The organism is Achromobacter aloeverae (genome assembly GCF_004121055.1).
Classification (GTDB): domain Bacteria; phylum Pseudomonadota; class Gammaproteobacteria; order Burkholderiales; family Burkholderiaceae_B; genus Bordetella_C; species Bordetella_C aloeverae.
Map to the genome: position 1 here is coordinate 120,959 of NZ_PYAL01000009.1, position 15,867 is coordinate 136,825.

Below are 15,867 nucleotides of genomic sequence, written 5' to 3' on the forward strand. Positions count from 1 at the left end.
CGCGCCATGCCGCGCATGCCAGGATTCAGACGGGCGGGCGGGCGCCGAGCCAGGCCGCGAGTTCGGCCAGGGCGGCGCTCTTGTCGCGCAGGACGCGGTCGCGGCGCTCGGCGTCCCAGGTGTAGAAGCCCTGTCCGCTCTTGGCGCCGAAGTGGCCGTCGCGTACTTTCTGGCGCAACAGGTCCGACGGCGTGGTGCGGTTTTCAAGGTCGGGGTAGAGGTACTCGGCGATCGCGCAGTGCACGTCGATGCCGTTCATGTCGCGCTGTTCCAGCGGGCCCGTCAGGGCCAGGCGGATGCCCAGGCTCCACTTGACCACTTCATCGATATCCTCGGCGCTGGCCACGCCGTGCTCCAGCAGCGAGATCGCTTCGCGGGCAAGCGCGTGCTGGATGCGGTTGGCGATGAAGCCGGGGATGTCGCGGCGCACCAGCACCGGACGCTTGCCGGCATCGCGCAGGGCTGCCATCACCCGGACCACGGTGTCTTCGGACGTATCGTCGTTGCGCACGACCTCGACCAGCGGGATGACGTCGGCGGGCGTGAAGAAGTGCATGCCGACGAAGCGGTCGCGCCGCGTCACGGCATCGGCCAGGGCGTTGATGGACAGGCCCGAGGTGTTGGTGGCGAAGAGGGTATGGGCGGGACAGAGGCTGTCCAGGCGCGTGAAGATATCGCGCTTGAGCTCCAGTTTTTCAGGCACGGCCTCGATGACCAGTTCGGCGCCGCAGGCGGCCTCCAGGCCAGCTTCATAGCGAATGCGGCGCATCGTCGTGGGCACCGCGCCCGCGGAAAGCACCTGGAGCTGCCGGTCGATATTGTGGGCCGCCCGTTCGAGCGCGCCCTCGATCGGATCGATGAGAACGACGTCCAGGCCGCGCGCGGCGAAAAGCGCGGCGATACCGCTGCCCATGGCGCCGGCGCCGATGACGGCCAGGTGTTGCAGAGGAGAAGCCATGTTGATCTCTCACGGAAGCCTATGCCGGGAGGCAGGCCGGCGCGGGGCGTCCGATCGGGGGGCGTCTCTTCCGTGCGTGCCTTCCCGTGCCTGGGCCAGAAAAGTCATTTTGTTCTATATACGAACATATGTGCGTATATAGAATTCTGCCGGCGATCGTAGACCGGCTTTCAGGTTGCCGACAAATGGAGTTTCACGTTGTGTCCATTCTATGGACGCGTATGGATGGAGAACAGTTTTCCACGTTCATGGGTCGAACGGATGCCTAGGGGCGGCGGCCTGCGGGAGTAGCGGCTTGTGACCCTCCCGTCGAACTGTTTAAAATAAAAACAATTCTCATTAATAACTCTATCGTGGGCCGGCCTGCTGGCTCGGCGCTGCGCCATGTCCGCCACCTCATCCGAACGCGACGCCGTCACCGACCTGTACGCCGACCATCATGGATGGTTGCAGGGATGGCTGCGCCGTCGGCTGGGCTGCCGCCACGATGCCGCGGACGTCGCGCACGACACCTTCGTCCGCATCATCCGGGCGCGCAATGCCGCCGACATCCGCGAGCCGCGCGACTATCTGGCCACCATCGCCAAGGGGCTGCTGGTCGATCTTTTCCGGCGGCGGGCGCTGGAGCGGGCCTATCTGGACGTGGTGGCGTCGCTGCCGCCCGCGCATGTGCCTTCGACGGAGGAGCGCGCCTTGATGATGGAGGCGCTGGTGGAGGTCGATGCGATGCTCGCCGGCCTGCCCGCCAAGGTGCGCGAGGCCTTCATCCTGTCCCAGCTGGAAGGGCTGACGTACGCGCAGATCGCGGTTCGCCTGGGCGTGACGCTGCGCACGGTCAACCACTATATGGTCAAGGCGCTGGAGTCCTCCTATCTGGTCGTTGCCGCCCGCGAACGGGGGGCCTCGTGAGCCAGTCCGCCGTGCGCCTCCCGGCGGACGTCTCCGAGGACCATGTCCGCCGAGAGGCCGTCGCGTACTTCGCCCTGCTGGCGTCGGGCAGCGCCACCCCTTCGGACCAGGACGCCGCCGCCCGCTGGCGGTCGGCGCATCCCGCGCATGAGCGGGCCTGGCAGCGGTTGGAGCGGATGCGCCTGGCGTTGGCTGGCCTGCCCCCGCGCATCGCGGCGCCGGTACTGACCGCCGCCGCGCGTCGGCGCCGTGCGATGCTCAAAAGCGTCCTCGCCTGCGCCGGCACGGGGGCTTTGGCGTATGGCGCCTGGCGGGGGCTGCCCTGGGGGATATGGGGCGCGGACTACAGGACGGCCAAGGGCGGTTATCAGGACGTCACGCTGGATGACGGCACCCGCGTGGCGCTGGACACGGACAGCGCCATCGACGTGCGCTACAGCGAGATGGGGCGCGAGATTCGATTGCTCGCCGGCCAGATTCTCGTCACCAGCGGCAAGGATGTCGCGGCGCGTTCGCGGCCGCTGCTGGTGAGCACGCGCGACGGCGTGGCGCGGCCCCTGGGCACGCGCTTTACCGTGAGGCAGCTGGACGGCGGCACGCGTGTCGCCGTGTATGAGGGGCGTGTCGAGTTGGCCCCCGCGCGCGCGTCGGACCGCCTGGTCGTCGCCGCGGGCGAATCCGCCGTTTTCGACGCGGGAGCGGTGGGGACGTTGCGGCCGGCCGATCCGGCCGCGCTGGCGTGGCGGCAGGGCAGCCTGGCGGTGGTTGATTGGCGGCTTGGGGACCTGCTTGCCGAACTGGGGCGCTATCGGGCCGGCTATCTCGGGTGCGATGGGGCGGTGGCCGACCTGCGGGTATCGGGCACGTATCCCGTGCTCGATACCGACCAGGCGCTCGCCGCCCTGGTCCGGGCCTTCCCGCTGCGCTTGAGCCGTTTCAGCCGCTACTGGGTAACGGTCGAGGCGGCGTGAGGGGGCCCGTATGGCGAGTACGGGGTGGGCCTCTTTCGCCGCGGCAAAAAATTTCCCGTCTCCATTGCACTTTTTTCTTCCTGCTTCGGCCCTGGGGTATCGACACACTCCAAGACTGAGGATTCCTGCATGTCCGGCCATCCCCGCGCCCAGCACCGTGCCCATCCACCCGCCGTACCGCGCTCGCCCTTTACACTTTCATCTTTCCCGCATGCATCTTCCCTGCGGCCACCTTCCCCGCGCATGCCCCTGCCCGCCGCGCTGACCGTGCTGGCCGCCATGCTATGCGCGTCCTTGCCTGGCGGCGCGGCCGCGCAGCCCGCCGCGCCAATTGCCCAGGTCGAGCGCCAGTTCGATATTTCCGCCGGGCCCCTGGCCCAGGCGCTCAACGCCTACGCCACGCAGGCGGGCGTGACCTTGTCCTTCGACGCACGGCAAGTGCATGGCCTTTCCAGCGCCGGCCTGCGGGGTGCCTATGGCGTGGACGCCGGCTTCGCCCGTCTGTTGCAGGGCAGCGGCCTGCGCGCCGTCAGCACGGGCGCAGGCACGTATGGCTTGCAGCCCGTGCCGCGCGAGAGCGGCAACGCGACCGAGCTGCCCGTGGTGGAAGTCAGCGGTGCCAGCATATCCGGCTCCTTCGGCGACGAGCGCGGCTATATCGCCGCCGACAGCATCAGCGCCACCAAGACCGTGTCGTCCATCCGCGACACCCCGGCATCGGTGTCGGTGGTCACACGCCAGCAGATCGACGACCAGGGGGCGCAGACCGTATCGCAGGCCTTGCGCTACACGGCCGGGGTCGTGCCGGAGGCCCGCCCAGGCCGTTACGACTATCCCAATATCCGGGGATTCGGCAGCCCCGGCGGCGCCGACGCCAACTTCGTCGGCCTGATGGATGGCCTGCGCCTGCCCAAGGGGGTGTATTACATCGCGCCATCCATCGACCCCTACATGCTGGATCGGGTGGAAATCCTGCGCGGGCCGGCTTCGGTCCTGTACGGCAGCGTCAACCCGGGCGGCGCCATCAATCTCGTCAGCAAGCGGCCCACCGTGGACCCCTTGCATGAAATCGAGGTCCAGTATGGCAGCTACGACCGCAAGCAGGTGGCCGCCGATTTCGGCGGCGCGTTGAACGAGAGCGGCACGCTGTCCTATCGCCTGACCGGCGTGGCGCACGATGCCGGAACGCAGATCGACCATGCCAAGGACGAGCGCTATTCGATCTCCCCGGCGATCACCTGGGCGCCCGACGCCGACACACGCTTCACGGTGCTCGGCAATTACCAGCACGATCCCTCGGCCGGCGCCTTCAGCTACCTGCCGGCACGCGGGACCGTGCACGACTCGCCATGGGGTCGTTTCTCCACCCGCTTCTCGGAAGACGATCCCGACGTCAGCCGCTCCGATCGCGAGCAGTCCTCGATCGGCTATGAGTTCGAGCATCGTTTCAACGACACCTGGACCGTGCGGCAGAACCTGCGCTACATGCACGCCCGCTACAACTACCGCTCCGTGTTCCAGACCGGCTGGGCAGGTGACCAGCCGCTGCTGGACCGCATGACCATAGGCTCGCGGGAAAGCCTGGACGGCATTGCGCTCGACAACCAGGCGCAGGTGAAGTTCGACACCGGCGCGGTGAAGCACACCGCGCTGGTGGGCCTGGACTACCGCCATAACCGCGCCGACGCGCGGCTGGGCTACGGGGAGGCGCCGGCGCTGAATGTGCTGGATCCGGTCTATGGCCTGCCCATCGCCGACCCGCCCTATGACAACTACAGCAAGCAGACCTTGCGCCAGCTGGGGTTGTACGCGCAGGACCAGGTGCGCTGGGGCAAGTGGGTAGGGCTGTTCGGCTTGCGGCACGACTGGGTCGATGCGGACACCGTGTCGTCCGTCGTGGGTTCCGGCGTCACCACGCGCTCGCCGCAGAAGGACGAAGCGACCAGCTGGCGCGCCGGCCTGGTCTACCTGTTCGACAACGGCCTGGCGCCTTATCTCAACTACAGCACATCCTTCGAACCGGTCCTGGGCACCGACTTCCATGGCCAGCCGTTCAAGCCGACCAAGGGCAAGCAATACGAGGCGGGGGTGAAGTACCAGCCGCAAGGCTTGCGCAGCTCGGTCACGGCATCGGTGTTCCAGATCACGCAGGCCAACGTCAAGACGGCCGACCCCGATCCGACGCATCCCTACGCCAGCATCCAGACCGGCGAAGTGCGTTCGCGCGGCCTGGAGCTGGAGGGCAAGCTGGCCATCACCGACCAACTGTCCGTGCTGGCGTCGTACACCTTGCTCGATACCCGGAATACGCGCAGCACCACCGCGCAGGACAAGTGGCCCTACGGCGTGCCGCGCCAGATGGCATCGGGCTGGGTGGACTACACCGTCGCCGAAGGGCCGCTGGCGGGCGTGGGCATGGGGGCTGGCGTGCGTTATGTTGGCGATTCGTACGGCAATGCGGACAACACGTTGAAGGTATCGAGCTATACGCTGGTCGATGCCGCGCTGCGCTACGACCTCCAGCGCCTCGACCCGCGATTGAAGGGCGCGCAAGTGGCAGTGAACGTCTCCAACCTGTTCGATCGCAAATTCGTGGCGTCCTGCTGGGATGACAATTCCTGCTTCTACGGCCCGCGCCGCAACGTCATCGCCACGCTGCGCTATCGCTGGTAGGGAAGGGGATGGCGCCGGTCGTGGCGCAGGGGCGGGCGTGCCCTCATCCGGATGGACGACGATTCATTTTCAACTGTTATGAATGCATCAACGCATGGAAATTGTGCGTGGGTGCATTGCGGCCAATACTGCCGGCACAGCCGCCAGGGCCCTGATTCCTGCATCGAGAGCCTTCTTGCCGATATGGCACGAGAGCGGCGCACATTCGAGACCAAAGGAGAACCTCATGCGTGCACGCTTAGGCGCGGCATTGGCCGCGCTCGCCCTCGGATTCGCGGCGCAGTCACAGGCCCAGTCACAGGCGCCGTCCAATCAGTACCCGAATGCGCCGGTCAAGGTGGTCGTTCCTTTCGCCGCCGGTTCGTCCACGGACATGGTGGGACGGGAGGTGGCGCGCATTCTCGGCGATGCGTTGCATCAATCCTTCATCGTCGAGAACCGTCCTGGCGCGCAGGCGACGATAGGCTCCGCGCTGGTGGCGCGCGCCGCGCCTGACGGCTACACCTTGCTGCTGGGCAGCAATACCTCCATCGCGGCCGCGCCTTTCCTCATCAAGGACGTGCCCTACAAGCCCTTGAAGGACTTCGTGCCCGTCGCCCGCGTCGGTTCGGTGCCCTTCGTGCTGGTCGTCCGGCCTGACGTGCCGGCGAAGACGGCGGCCGAGCTCATCGACTATACGCGCCAGCATCCGGGCAAGCTGACCTGGGGGTATGCCAATTCGGCCAACCAGGCCGCTGCCGCCGCCATGACCAAGGCCGCGGGGCTGGAGACCACGGCCGTGCCGTATACCAGCGTGCCGCAGTTGGTAGTGGATATGCTGGGCGGGCGCCTGGATTTCGCCATTATCGACGTCACCAATGCCGCGCCGCAGATCAAGTCCGGCAAGTTGCGTGCGCTGGCGGTCACCCCGGCGCACGAAATCAGCGCCTTGCCGGGGGTTCCACCGTTGGGCAGCACGCTGTCGGGCTTCGAGTTGGTGGGCTGGTACGGCCTGTACGCGCCCGCCGGCACGCCGCAGGCCGTCGTCGACAGGCTCTCGGCGGCCTTGCTCCAGGGTTTGCAGGACGGCGCCGTGCGCCAGCACTTCGCCCAGGCCGGGCTGGAGACCTACCCGGCCGGCGCGGCGGAGCTGGCCGGCTTCGGGCAGGCGGAGACCGCCAAATGGCAGCGTCTGGCCCATGATGCGGGTATCGTCCCGCAGTGAGCAAAATGTGGCCAAAAGGGGTATACTTTCAGGTCCAACTGGGGCCGATCCGGATTCGACGTGGGTCGCGAAACAGTCAGGGCATGCCGAGCACCAGTCAGCTCGTAAATCCACTGGACAACCACAAACGCCAACGAAGACGTTTTCGCTCAACAGCCCGCCCTGCGTGCTGCCTAAATGAGCTGCGGCACTGACTTGTCTTTGGGTCAGATGGAGGGAGGCAACTCCCTAGGAGAGGTAACTCTTCGAACCATGGCCGTATCACTTAACAAAGAATCGGCGTATTCCGGGGTCTGACGGGGTACGTTTAAATCACATGACTCGCTTCGGTCCGGCCTGTCGACTGGCTAAGATTCGAAGTTAAATCCAAATAGGTCGACTACGCATGTAGAACTGCCTGCGGAGGGCTTGCGGACGGGGGTTCAATTCCCCCCGGCTCCACCATTTACCAAAAAACCAACCGGTCTCGGTTGGTTTTTTTTCGGCCGACGTGCCGGCTTGGTGAATGACGCCAAGCTACCCGACGCCTCAGCCGACTGCACGCCATCTCGACGCGCTGCGTCATCCAAGTTGTTGAACCCGGGAGGCGCGACCCTCTGGATTGTCAATCACCGCACATGATGCGGGGAATGGCTCGCGAGTGCGGGGAAAAGGGTGTTTGATCTCCGCATGATATGCGGAGAAAACGCCATATCTGGCAGGCCGGCGACTGGCCGAAGTGGCGTTACGACCTGTCCGCGCTGGTGTCGTGGTTGACCGAAGCCAGCCGCTCGCAGGTTCGTTGCGAGCGAAACGGCGCGCTTCGTGGCAAATCCAACGCGGCTCGCCGGACACTGCGCTGCGCGATATCGCGCAACTGCTGCAGTTGGGGGTGCTGAAGAAGTCTCCGGCCGGCGGGCGCAGCACTGGCTACACGCTGGCGGGTTGAGTGGGGACCTCAAGCGCCGCGGAACAATAATGACTTGGATCAAGTGGCTCCAGCGTATCGAGCCGCCTCCTGCATCCTGAGTTCCAGATACTTGATATAGGGCTCGGAAAAATGCTTGCTCCTCGCGTATTTGAGCGCATTTCCGTAGAGCATCATTACGTCCGCGTTGGGATTGTGGTCGCTTCCAATGCTGCCCAGGTAAGCCTTGTCCTCATGGACTTTAAGGAGCGAATCGATTTCGCTGAAATAGCGCTCTCCTTCCTGCCTGGCGGCCGTCCCGAAATGCCGTTGCAGGTCGTCAAGCATGCTGGACCTGGACGAAAACCGTGCAAACTGTTCGGGTACGACGTATTTGTCTTTTCCCCCTATCTTCTCGATGATGATGCTGCGGTAGGTGGAACTATCGGGCAGGGCACAGAGGTAGGCCAGGATCAACTGATCCCGCTGTGGAGTTCCACCCACTTTTTCGTTGATGATGGTCGCCGCCTGGTTGTAGTTGAGGCTGACAAGCGCACCGTATATGCCGTAGCTGGTGTTCAGGATATTGGCGTCGCAGGCGTTGTCCTTCTTTATCGGATTGTCCTTGTATCCTCTCCAGAATGCCGCGGCATCCTTGACGTAGAAAACGGATTCGGAATAGCGCTCGGCGAGTATCAGGGACTCGGCGATCATGGCGCTTGTCTTCACGCAGTCATACCATTGATCGTGGTCCCTGAATGGTCTGTGGTCCGTTCCGCAATGGCTCTTGTATTTCGGAATCAGCGCGGAGGAAGCTGCCTTGACGTCATTCGATGTTTTCACATTTTCAGTGTCGCCCAAAAACCCCCGGCTGGAGCCGCACGCCGTAAGAGCCAGGACATAGAGCACCGCGGCCGCTTTCATCATACGCATGTCGGACACCACCTATCAGTTTTCGGTTCTTTCCGCGGCAATCGCCTGCGGGTTGGCCCAATAGTTCTGAACGAATACCTTGAACCGCCAACGGCCGCCCGTGCACTGATAGACGCGATCCCCGTAACTGACCATGGAGCCTTCCTGGTGGTAGTAGAGATGCGCCGCATCGTTATGCTTGGTGAAATACTTGCAGGGCTCGCCGTCGTAATTGGCGTTAGGGTCCAGCGCTTGCTGGCTTGTTTTCGTAGGCTGGCTCTGTGGCGCTTTCTGGCCGCTCGGTTGGCCAGCCTTGTTGTTGGCCCATGGGTCCAAGGACTTGTCCTGGCTCGCCCTGCGCAGGCTCTCGCGATTCTTCCTGTCTTCGTCGGCCTGTTGGATCATCGCCTGCCTGTCCCTTTCCGCCGCCTCCCTTAGATCTCTTTGAGTCCGCTCGGCCTCTTCCTGGTCCATGTTGTCAAGGATGCCTTGAAGGGCTTGCGTAGCGCTCCGATAAGCACTGTCCACCTTGGCATTGGACTTTTGCGGACTCGTTCCTTCATGTACTTCGATAGCATTGCCGCTACCGGCGAACGCGGCGCCGAAAAGACAGGGGATGCCGATAAGGATTCCGATCAGTGAAAGGCTTGGAGCGTATTTCATGGTAATCGGCTCCTTGATAATTAATCTGGATACCCCACCTCTATGCGCATTTGATGCTACGCCGCGGTCAACGGGCCTGCAATCCGGCAGGCACATATGATGGAGGACCCGGCCTCCACCCATTGATCTAAGCCACTGACTCCTTATGCCCGCGCAAGCATCAGGTCCAGGTTCTGAACCGCGGCGCCGGATGCGCCCTTGCCAAGATTGTCGAAGACCGCGGATAGCAGGACCTGCCGGTGCTCAGCATTATGAAAAACGCTCAAGTGCACGTCGTTCGTGCCATTGAGCGCCTGCGGATCCAGGCGCGGCGAGAGGCTCGATTCGTGCAATGGCAGCACGCGTACATGGGCAGCCTCGGCATAGTGGCGTACCAGGCAGGCGTGCAAGGCGGGGCCATCCACGTCGGGAGCCAGTAGCCGCAATTCCAGGGGCACCGTCAGCACGATGCCCTGGCGGAAAGCCCCGTACGCGGGGACGAACAGCGGACGCTGGGCCAATCCGGCGTGCTGCTGGATCTCCGGCGTGTGCTTGTGCGCGAGTTCCAGGCCGTACACCTGGAACGAAGGCGCGTTCGCGGCGCCGGGCCCTTCATGTTCCTCCACGCCGGCACGGCCACGTCCCGAGTAGCCGGACACGGCATGAATGCTGATTGGGTAATCGGCCGGTATGAGTCCGGCGCGCACAAGCGGAAGCAGCAAGGCTATCGCGCCGGTCGGATAACAACCGGGATTGGTGACGCGGTGCGCGCTCGCAATCCGTTCAGCCTGCCCCGGCGAGATTTCGGGAAACCCGTAGACCCAGTCCGGCTGGGTACGGTGGGCGGAGCTGGCATCGATGACCCTGACGGTGGGATTGACGATGGCGCCTACGGCTTCGCGCGCGGCGGCGTCCGGCAAACAGAGGATCGCGATGTCGCAGGCATTGATGGCTTGCGCGCGACGCCGCGCATCCCTGCGCTCGGCAGCGGCAAGCGTGAGCAGGCTTATATCGGTCCGGTTCCGCAGCCGTTCGTGGATTTGCAGCCCGGTGGTGCCTTGGTCGCCGTCGATGAAAACTACGGGGGAACGCATGCTGGGATGACTCCGTTGATGGGTGGGAGAAAGGTGAGTCCTTATGTTGCGCGTCGAGCTAGAATAGGAAAAGTTGAATTTCATGACCTTCTGGTTCAGGTTTCCTGAATCCCGGCGCCCTCATGCGAGAAATCAGCCTCGACCGTTTGCGTACCCTGGTTGCCGTTGCCGACCGAGGCTCGTTTGCCGATGCGGCGCGCGCCTTGCACTTGGCGCCGCCGACGGTCAGCCTACACATTGCCGAGCTCGAAGACCGCATCGGGGCGCCGCTACTGTCGCGCAAGCGGGGACACGTGGGTCCGACGGCGATAGGGGAAGTGCTGCTGGAGCGCGCGCGCAGGCTGCTGGCCGACGCGGAGCAGGCGCTGGACGATATTCAACGGCAGGTGGAGGGGCTGGAAGGTCGTGTGCGTCTTGGGGCGTCCACGGGCGTGATCGCGCATCTGCTGCCGCGCGCGCTGGAGGTGCTGCGCAAGGACCACCCGGCCATCGACGTCCAGATTGCCGTGCTCACTTCGCAAGAAACCCTGTCCCGGCTGGCTGATGGGACATTGGATATCGGGCTGGTCGCGTTGCCCCAGCCTCCGGTGGCCAAGCTCGCCATCAAGCCCTGGCGCCGCGATCCCGTGATGGCCTTCGTGCCGGCGCATTGGCGGTGTCCAGCCCGCGTCACGCCGGAATGGCTCGCCGCCCAACCGCTCATACTCAATGACGCGACCACGCGTCTCTCGCGCCTGACCGGCGAGTGGTTCGCGTCCGCGGGCCATCATCCCGCGCCGCGCATACAGCTCAATTACAACGATGCGATCAAGAGCCTGGTCGCGGCGGGCTATGGCGCCACGCTGTTGCCCCATGAGGCCGCAACGCCTGTCCCGGACAGTCGCATGGTCATGCGTCCGCTGCGCCCGGCGTTATGGCGGCGGCTCGGCATTGCCTATCGCGCGGGATATGTCGAGCGTTCCACGCAACACGTCCTCGATGTGTTGTGGGGGCTGCGGTCGACATAGGCACGTCCGGCCGCCGCCTGGGCTTCGCACCCGCGGGCGCGGGGTAAAATCCGCTCCCCATGCGCTATTCCGACTTCGACCGACGTCTCGCCGCCCTCGGCGCCCAGCCCGTTCATCGTGGCCGGGTCGTGCGCGTCTGGTTGCAGGGACTGGCTATCGATACCGGTACGCGACGGCGGCTTTCCCAGGACTTTCTGCCCCTGGCGCTGCGCGAGGCCGTGCCTGCCTTGACGGCGGCGCTGGACGGCCTGGCCCGCATCCGCTCGGAACATGCCGGCAATGACGGTACGCGCCTGCTGGTCGAGCTTGCCGATGGGCAGATGGTGGAAAGCGTGCTTTTGCCGCGTGACGGCCTCTGTGTCTCCACCCAGGTCGGCTGCGCGGTCGGTTGCCGCTTTTGCATGACCGGCAAGAGCGGCCTGATCCGCCAGGTTTCCAGCATGGAAATCCTGGCACAGGTGGTGCTGGCGCGGCGCCTGCGTCCGGTGAAGAAAGTCGTCTTCATGGGCATGGGGGAACCGGCGCACAATCTTGATAATGTGCTCGAGGCCATCGACCTGCTCGGCACCGAAGGCAATATCGGCCACAAGAATCTCGTGTTCTCCACCGTGGGCGACCCGCGGGTGTTCGAAGCCCTGCCGCGCCAGCGTGTCAAGCCCGCGCTGGCGTTGTCGCTGCACACGACCAGGGCCGAGCTGCGCGAACATTTGCTGCCGCGCGCGTCGAGAATCACGCCGGAACAATTGATTGAACTCGGCGAAGAATACGCCCGCGATACCAACTACCCGATCCAGTATCAATGGACGCTGCTCAAGGGCATCAACGACGGCAAGGACGAGCTAGATGCCGTCGCGCGCCTGCTCAAGGGCAGATACGGCGTCCTCAACATCATCCCCTTCAACAGCCTGGAAGGGGGTGACTACCAACGTCCCGAGCCCGAACGCATCCGCGAGATCGTCCAGTACCTGCACAGCCGTGGCGTGCTGACCAAGGTCAGGAACAGCGCCGGCCAGGATGTGGACGGCGGCTGCGGCCAACTGCGCGCCCGTGCCATCGGCGCGGAACAGGTGGTTGAACTGCGCCGCAAGCGCACGGCAAGGCCGGACGTTGCTGGTACACGTGGTGCCTAAGGACATTAACCCGGCCTGTAGCCTTGCCAGGACAGTCGGCAGCAGCTAGCTCCAGCGCCATCCTTCGCCGAATCAGATGAGCCACGGCCCATGCTCGGGTTTGTAAGTCATAACTTGCAAATCCGCCCTTATTCAACCAAAATGTCAGTTATGGCTGACAAAATTCGTATCCTTAGCGACCTGGCTCCCCAAGTGAAAACTCAGCGGGAATCTGCTGGCCTTTCGAAGACCGAACTCGCGCAACGCGCAGGCAAAGTCCGGGAGGTCATCTATCGTCTCGAATCGGGCGAAGATGTGACGGTATCGTCCCTGCTGGCGGTGCTCGGGGGGATGGGTTTGGCGCTGCAGATCGTCAAGGCTGGCCTGCCCACTATGCAGGAAGTCGCCGCTCGCTTCGCCGAAGACGAGGAGTAAGGCAGAATGCTGCCCGAAAAGATTCCGGAGTTGCAGATCGCCATCGGACGCGACGCCGACGCCGGGCAACTAATCAAACGCTCGAGATATGAGTTCCGCTACCTCGCGGCGCAACCCGAGCAATCCTCCGTCGCATTGCTAATGCCGGCCAGCGCCCAACTCAGTTGGCAGGATGGCGACCTGTTTCCGGTCATGGACCAGAACCTTCCCGAGGGCGATCTCTGGCTTCGATTGCGAGCAGCCTTTCCGAAGCAGCCGCTCACTCCGATGCACTTGCTGGCCCTGATCGGTGACAACGGTATAGGTCGACTTGGCTATCGTTTGCCAGGCGGGCCTTCCGCGGCGCAAGCGCCGATCATGACCAAGGAAATGCTGCTGAACACGGTCTACACGCCAGAGGTGTTCGATGATTTGGTGCAGGCTTACCTCAGCACAGGGGCGGGAATCGCGGGGATGCAGCCCAAGATCATGATTCCGGATAGGCCTACGGTGCCGATTCCATCGTTGATCGTCAAGGCAGGGAGCCCCGCCTATCCGGGACTGGCTGCAAACGAATACCTATGCCTGACGGCAGCCAGACTCGCCGGCATCCTCACGCCAGAATTTGCGCTATCCCATGACGGGCAGATGCTCATACTGGATCGCTTTGACTTGGTGCCAACCAAGGATGGTGGCGTCGAACGCTTGGGTTTTGAGGACATCGCCGCGTTGGCGGGCTTGCGCGTGCGCGACGTGCTGGCTGACCGCAAGTATCAAGGAAGTTACGAGCGCGTAGCCGAGCTACTCAAGCAGTTGCAGTTGCCCCGAGTCAACCTGCACCGTTTCTTCGAGCAGGTGGCCTTCACCGTAATGGTCCGCAATGGCGACGGACACCTGAAGAACTATGGGGTCTTGTATCGATCGGCCGAGGACGCGTGGCTTGCACCCATGTTCGACGTCGTCACTACGTCGATCTATCGCTACGCCCGATACGGTGGTGGCCCGGAACTGGAAGACCGGACGTTGGCGCTGAAGCTCTTCAAGGGGAAGCATCAAAAACGAACCTACCCCACCAATGAGGAACTGCTGCTGTTTGGCAGCAAGGTATGCGAGGTCAGCAATCCCCACGAGGTTTTGCGGAGAATCACCGACGGCATGCGGGAGGCGATGCGGCAAGCCAGACAGGATGCACGTATCCCCGGGGAGTTACGCGCTGACATGGCGACGGCTTGGGGATGTGCCGGCTGACTCCCGCAACTACCTTCCGGCCAAGGCCCGGTCTTTCCTGGATTTCGTGCTGTCGGTCGCGGAGTAAGCCGCACGCCGATGCGCCGCCAGGCAGGTTACGACGCTACCCGCCACCAGCACGAAGGCGGCCGACTCGCTCCACAGGGGCAGGCGGCTCTCCCACGTCAAGCCGTAGATCAGGGCGAATAGCGTCTCGAAGAGGATCATCTGTCCAACCAGGGTAAGAGGCAGCAGACGACTCATCCGGTTCCAGCACGCGTTACCCAGGATAGAGGCGAAGAGGGCGACCGCCATGGCCACCGCGACCAGCCTTGCCCACGCCGGCAGGGAGTGCGGTGCGTGGTCCACGACGAAGGCCACTGGAAGTAGCGCGATCGACAGCAACCCGGTCACCATGCCGGTAACCAGGTTCCAGTCATGGGTGGAGACCTGCGGCAGTTTCACCAGCCATCGGCTATTGGCGACGGCGAACCATGTCCATGAAACGAGCGCCCCAAGCGCACAAAGCAAGCCCGTGATCGTCCGGCCGACATCCCCGACGCTCGGGGTGCTGACGGCCTGCCATCCGATGCAGATGGCGCCGCCGGCGCACAGTCCCAGCGAGAGCTTGAGCCGGGACAGCGGGACGGCGTGTTTTTCGCGGCTGCCGATGATGGTCACGGCGACAGGCAGGAAGCCGATGACCAGGGACGTCATGGCAATGCCGGCGAACTTCACCGCTGACGCAAGAAAGACGTAGTAGAGAATGTTTCCGACGAACGAGAGCTGGGCGACGACGACGATGTCCCGCTTTCGAAAGGTCGCTTGGACGCGATGCCAGCGACGTATCGCCAGCACCGCCGCGATCAGGCCGAAGCCGAGATAGCGTCCGACGGTAAGAAATAGCGGATTGAAGTCGCGGACGAGTTCAGGAGCAAGGAACACGAATCCCCATAACGCTCCAGCGCCCGCACCGTACATCGTTCCGGCTGCGATTCTGGAATTTGTCAAAACGTGGCCTCCGATTGTCCGCAAGGATACTGCGCGGAAAAAATCGGCGTTTGACCAGAGCTATTGTTTATTTGACCGAAGCTCTTGCTGAAGCTTTCGATATTCCGCCGGCGTGAAATTCGTGGCCTGCCGGAAGGCGCGCGTGAGCGCACTTTGGTCGGAGAATCCGGCCATGCCGGCAATCTCGGCGATGGACATCGATGTGGAGGACAGCCCATGACGCACGGCCTGCATGCGCTGTTCAGCCAGCCAGGCGTGGGGCGTGCAGTCGAACGCATTTCGAAAGAGGACGTACAGGCGACTTTCGCTCACGCCCACGATGGCCGCCATTTCGTCGACGGTCCAGGCCCGTCCTGGACGGGACTTCAGCTTTTCCAGCAAGCCGCTCAAGCGGGACTTCGGCCCCGTGACCGGGGTTTCCATGGCGCCGAGAAAAAGAGAGAGCCAGTGCGTCGAGCGCGCCTCATCGCCACCGCCATCGAGCGCCAGCGCCATGTATTGAACCAGGTGCTCCGCCGCCGGCGTCACGGCGAAGAAGCGATTCCTCGATAGCCGTTCCACGGACGCCGAATCCAGCGCCCCGGTCGAGACATCCACCACGAGAAAGCGGTTCTTCGCCCCGCTGGATTGGGCATGACCCGTGTTTCTCGGGACGAAGGCTCCCACCCCCTGGGTCAACCGACCGCCACGGCCTCCCACCTCGATTTCCATGCCGCCGTATACGGGCAGCACCAACTGCTCGAAATCATGAGCATGCAGCGCCCCGGCCGCGCCGTAGCTGCGTACGGCGAGCGAAATTGGGCGAGGGGTGCCAGGGCCGCTTGTAATCACGTGCCCGATTCTACACTTG

Annotated in this window: 14 protein-coding genes and 1 other RNA gene; 9 read left to right on the forward strand and 6 right to left on the reverse strand. The window is 63.9% G+C overall.

Going from position 1 to position 15,867, the window contains the following annotated elements; all coding sequences use genetic code 11:
• Positions 1–25 precede the first annotated feature (25 nt).
• Positions 26–958 (reverse strand): 3-hydroxyacyl-CoA dehydrogenase NAD-binding domain-containing protein, encoded by a 933-nt coding sequence (locus C7R54_RS26080; protein WP_129153842.1) that lies wholly within the window; start codon positions 956–958, stop codon positions 26–28.
• 384 nt (positions 959–1,342) lie between these two features.
• Between C7R54_RS26080 and C7R54_RS26085 the strand changes: the two genes are divergently transcribed.
• From C7R54_RS26085 to ssrA, 5 genes are all read left to right on the forward strand, one after another.
• Positions 1,343–1,867: a sigma-70 family RNA polymerase sigma factor gene (locus tag C7R54_RS26085; RefSeq protein WP_129153843.1), complete on the forward strand. Its 525-nt coding sequence runs from the start codon at positions 1,343–1,345 to the stop codon at positions 1,865–1,867.
• A complete protein-coding gene (locus tag C7R54_RS26090; RefSeq protein WP_129153844.1) occupies positions 1,864–2,838 on the forward strand; it encodes a FecR domain-containing protein in 975 nt (324 codons plus the stop codon). The genes C7R54_RS26085 and C7R54_RS26090 overlap by 4 nt, the downstream gene beginning before the upstream one ends.
• A 243-nt stretch (positions 2,839–3,081) precedes the next feature.
• On the forward strand, positions 3,082–5,511 hold the full coding sequence (locus C7R54_RS26095) for a TonB-dependent siderophore receptor (RefSeq protein ID WP_158021283.1): 2,430 nt from the start codon (positions 3,082–3,084) through the stop codon (positions 5,509–5,511).
• Between the two features lie 226 nt (positions 5,512–5,737).
• The gene (locus C7R54_RS26100; RefSeq protein ID WP_158021284.1) at positions 5,738–6,715 is read left to right on the forward strand and encodes a Bug family tripartite tricarboxylate transporter substrate binding protein; all 978 of its coding nucleotides are present in this window, start codon (positions 5,738–5,740) and stop codon (positions 6,713–6,715) included.
• 40 nt (positions 6,716–6,755) lie between these two features.
• Positions 6,756–7,159: a transfer-messenger RNA gene (ssrA, locus tag C7R54_RS26105) on the forward strand.
• Positions 7,160–7,682: 523 nt separating this feature from the next.
• Here the strand turns inward: ssrA and C7R54_RS26115 are convergent.
• From C7R54_RS26115 to argC, 3 genes are all read right to left on the reverse strand, one after another.
• Positions 7,683–8,534, reverse strand: a complete 852-nt coding sequence (locus tag C7R54_RS26115; RefSeq protein WP_129153847.1) for a hypothetical protein — start codon at positions 8,532–8,534, stop codon at positions 7,683–7,685.
• Between the two features lie 15 nt (positions 8,535–8,549).
• Positions 8,550–9,176: a hypothetical protein gene (locus C7R54_RS26120; RefSeq protein WP_129153848.1), complete on the reverse strand. Its 627-nt coding sequence runs from the start codon at positions 9,174–9,176 to the stop codon at positions 8,550–8,552.
• A gap of 143 nt (positions 9,177–9,319) precedes the next feature.
• Entirely contained in the window at positions 9,320–10,249 is a 930-nt protein-coding gene (argC, locus tag C7R54_RS26125) for an N-acetyl-gamma-glutamyl-phosphate reductase (protein ID WP_129153849.1), read from the reverse strand.
• Between the two features lie 122 nt (positions 10,250–10,371).
• Between argC and C7R54_RS26130 the strand changes: the two genes are divergently transcribed.
• From C7R54_RS26130 to C7R54_RS26145, 4 genes are all read left to right on the forward strand, one after another.
• Complete coding sequence (locus tag C7R54_RS26130) at positions 10,372–11,256, forward strand: LysR family transcriptional regulator (protein WP_129153850.1); 885 nt, start codon at positions 10,372–10,374, stop codon at positions 11,254–11,256.
• 59 nt (positions 11,257–11,315) lie between these two features.
• Entirely contained in the window at positions 11,316–12,386 is a 1,071-nt protein-coding gene (locus C7R54_RS26135; protein ID WP_129153851.1) for an RNA methyltransferase, read from the forward strand.
• 90 nt (positions 12,387–12,476) lie between these two features.
• Positions 12,477–12,800, forward strand: coding sequence for a helix-turn-helix domain-containing protein (locus C7R54_RS26140; protein WP_240039721.1), 324 nt, complete (start codon positions 12,477–12,479; stop codon positions 12,798–12,800).
• A 6-nt stretch (positions 12,801–12,806) separates the two neighbouring features.
• A complete protein-coding gene (locus C7R54_RS26145; RefSeq protein ID WP_129153852.1) occupies positions 12,807–14,027 on the forward strand; it encodes a type II toxin-antitoxin system HipA family toxin in 1,221 nt (406 codons plus the stop codon).
• Between the two features lie 9 nt (positions 14,028–14,036).
• On the opposite strand, the gene C7R54_RS26150 is transcribed toward C7R54_RS26145, so the two are convergent.
• Both C7R54_RS26150 and C7R54_RS26155 read right to left on the reverse strand, forming a co-directional pair.
• Complete coding sequence (locus tag C7R54_RS26150) at positions 14,037–14,987, reverse strand: DMT family transporter (protein WP_129154058.1); 951 nt, start codon at positions 14,985–14,987, stop codon at positions 14,037–14,039.
• Positions 14,988–15,077: 90 nt separating this feature from the next.
• Positions 15,078–15,848 (reverse strand): AraC family transcriptional regulator, encoded by a 771-nt coding sequence (locus C7R54_RS26155; RefSeq protein ID WP_129153853.1) that lies wholly within the window; start codon positions 15,846–15,848, stop codon positions 15,078–15,080.
• Between the last annotated feature and the right edge of the window lie 19 nt (positions 15,849–15,867).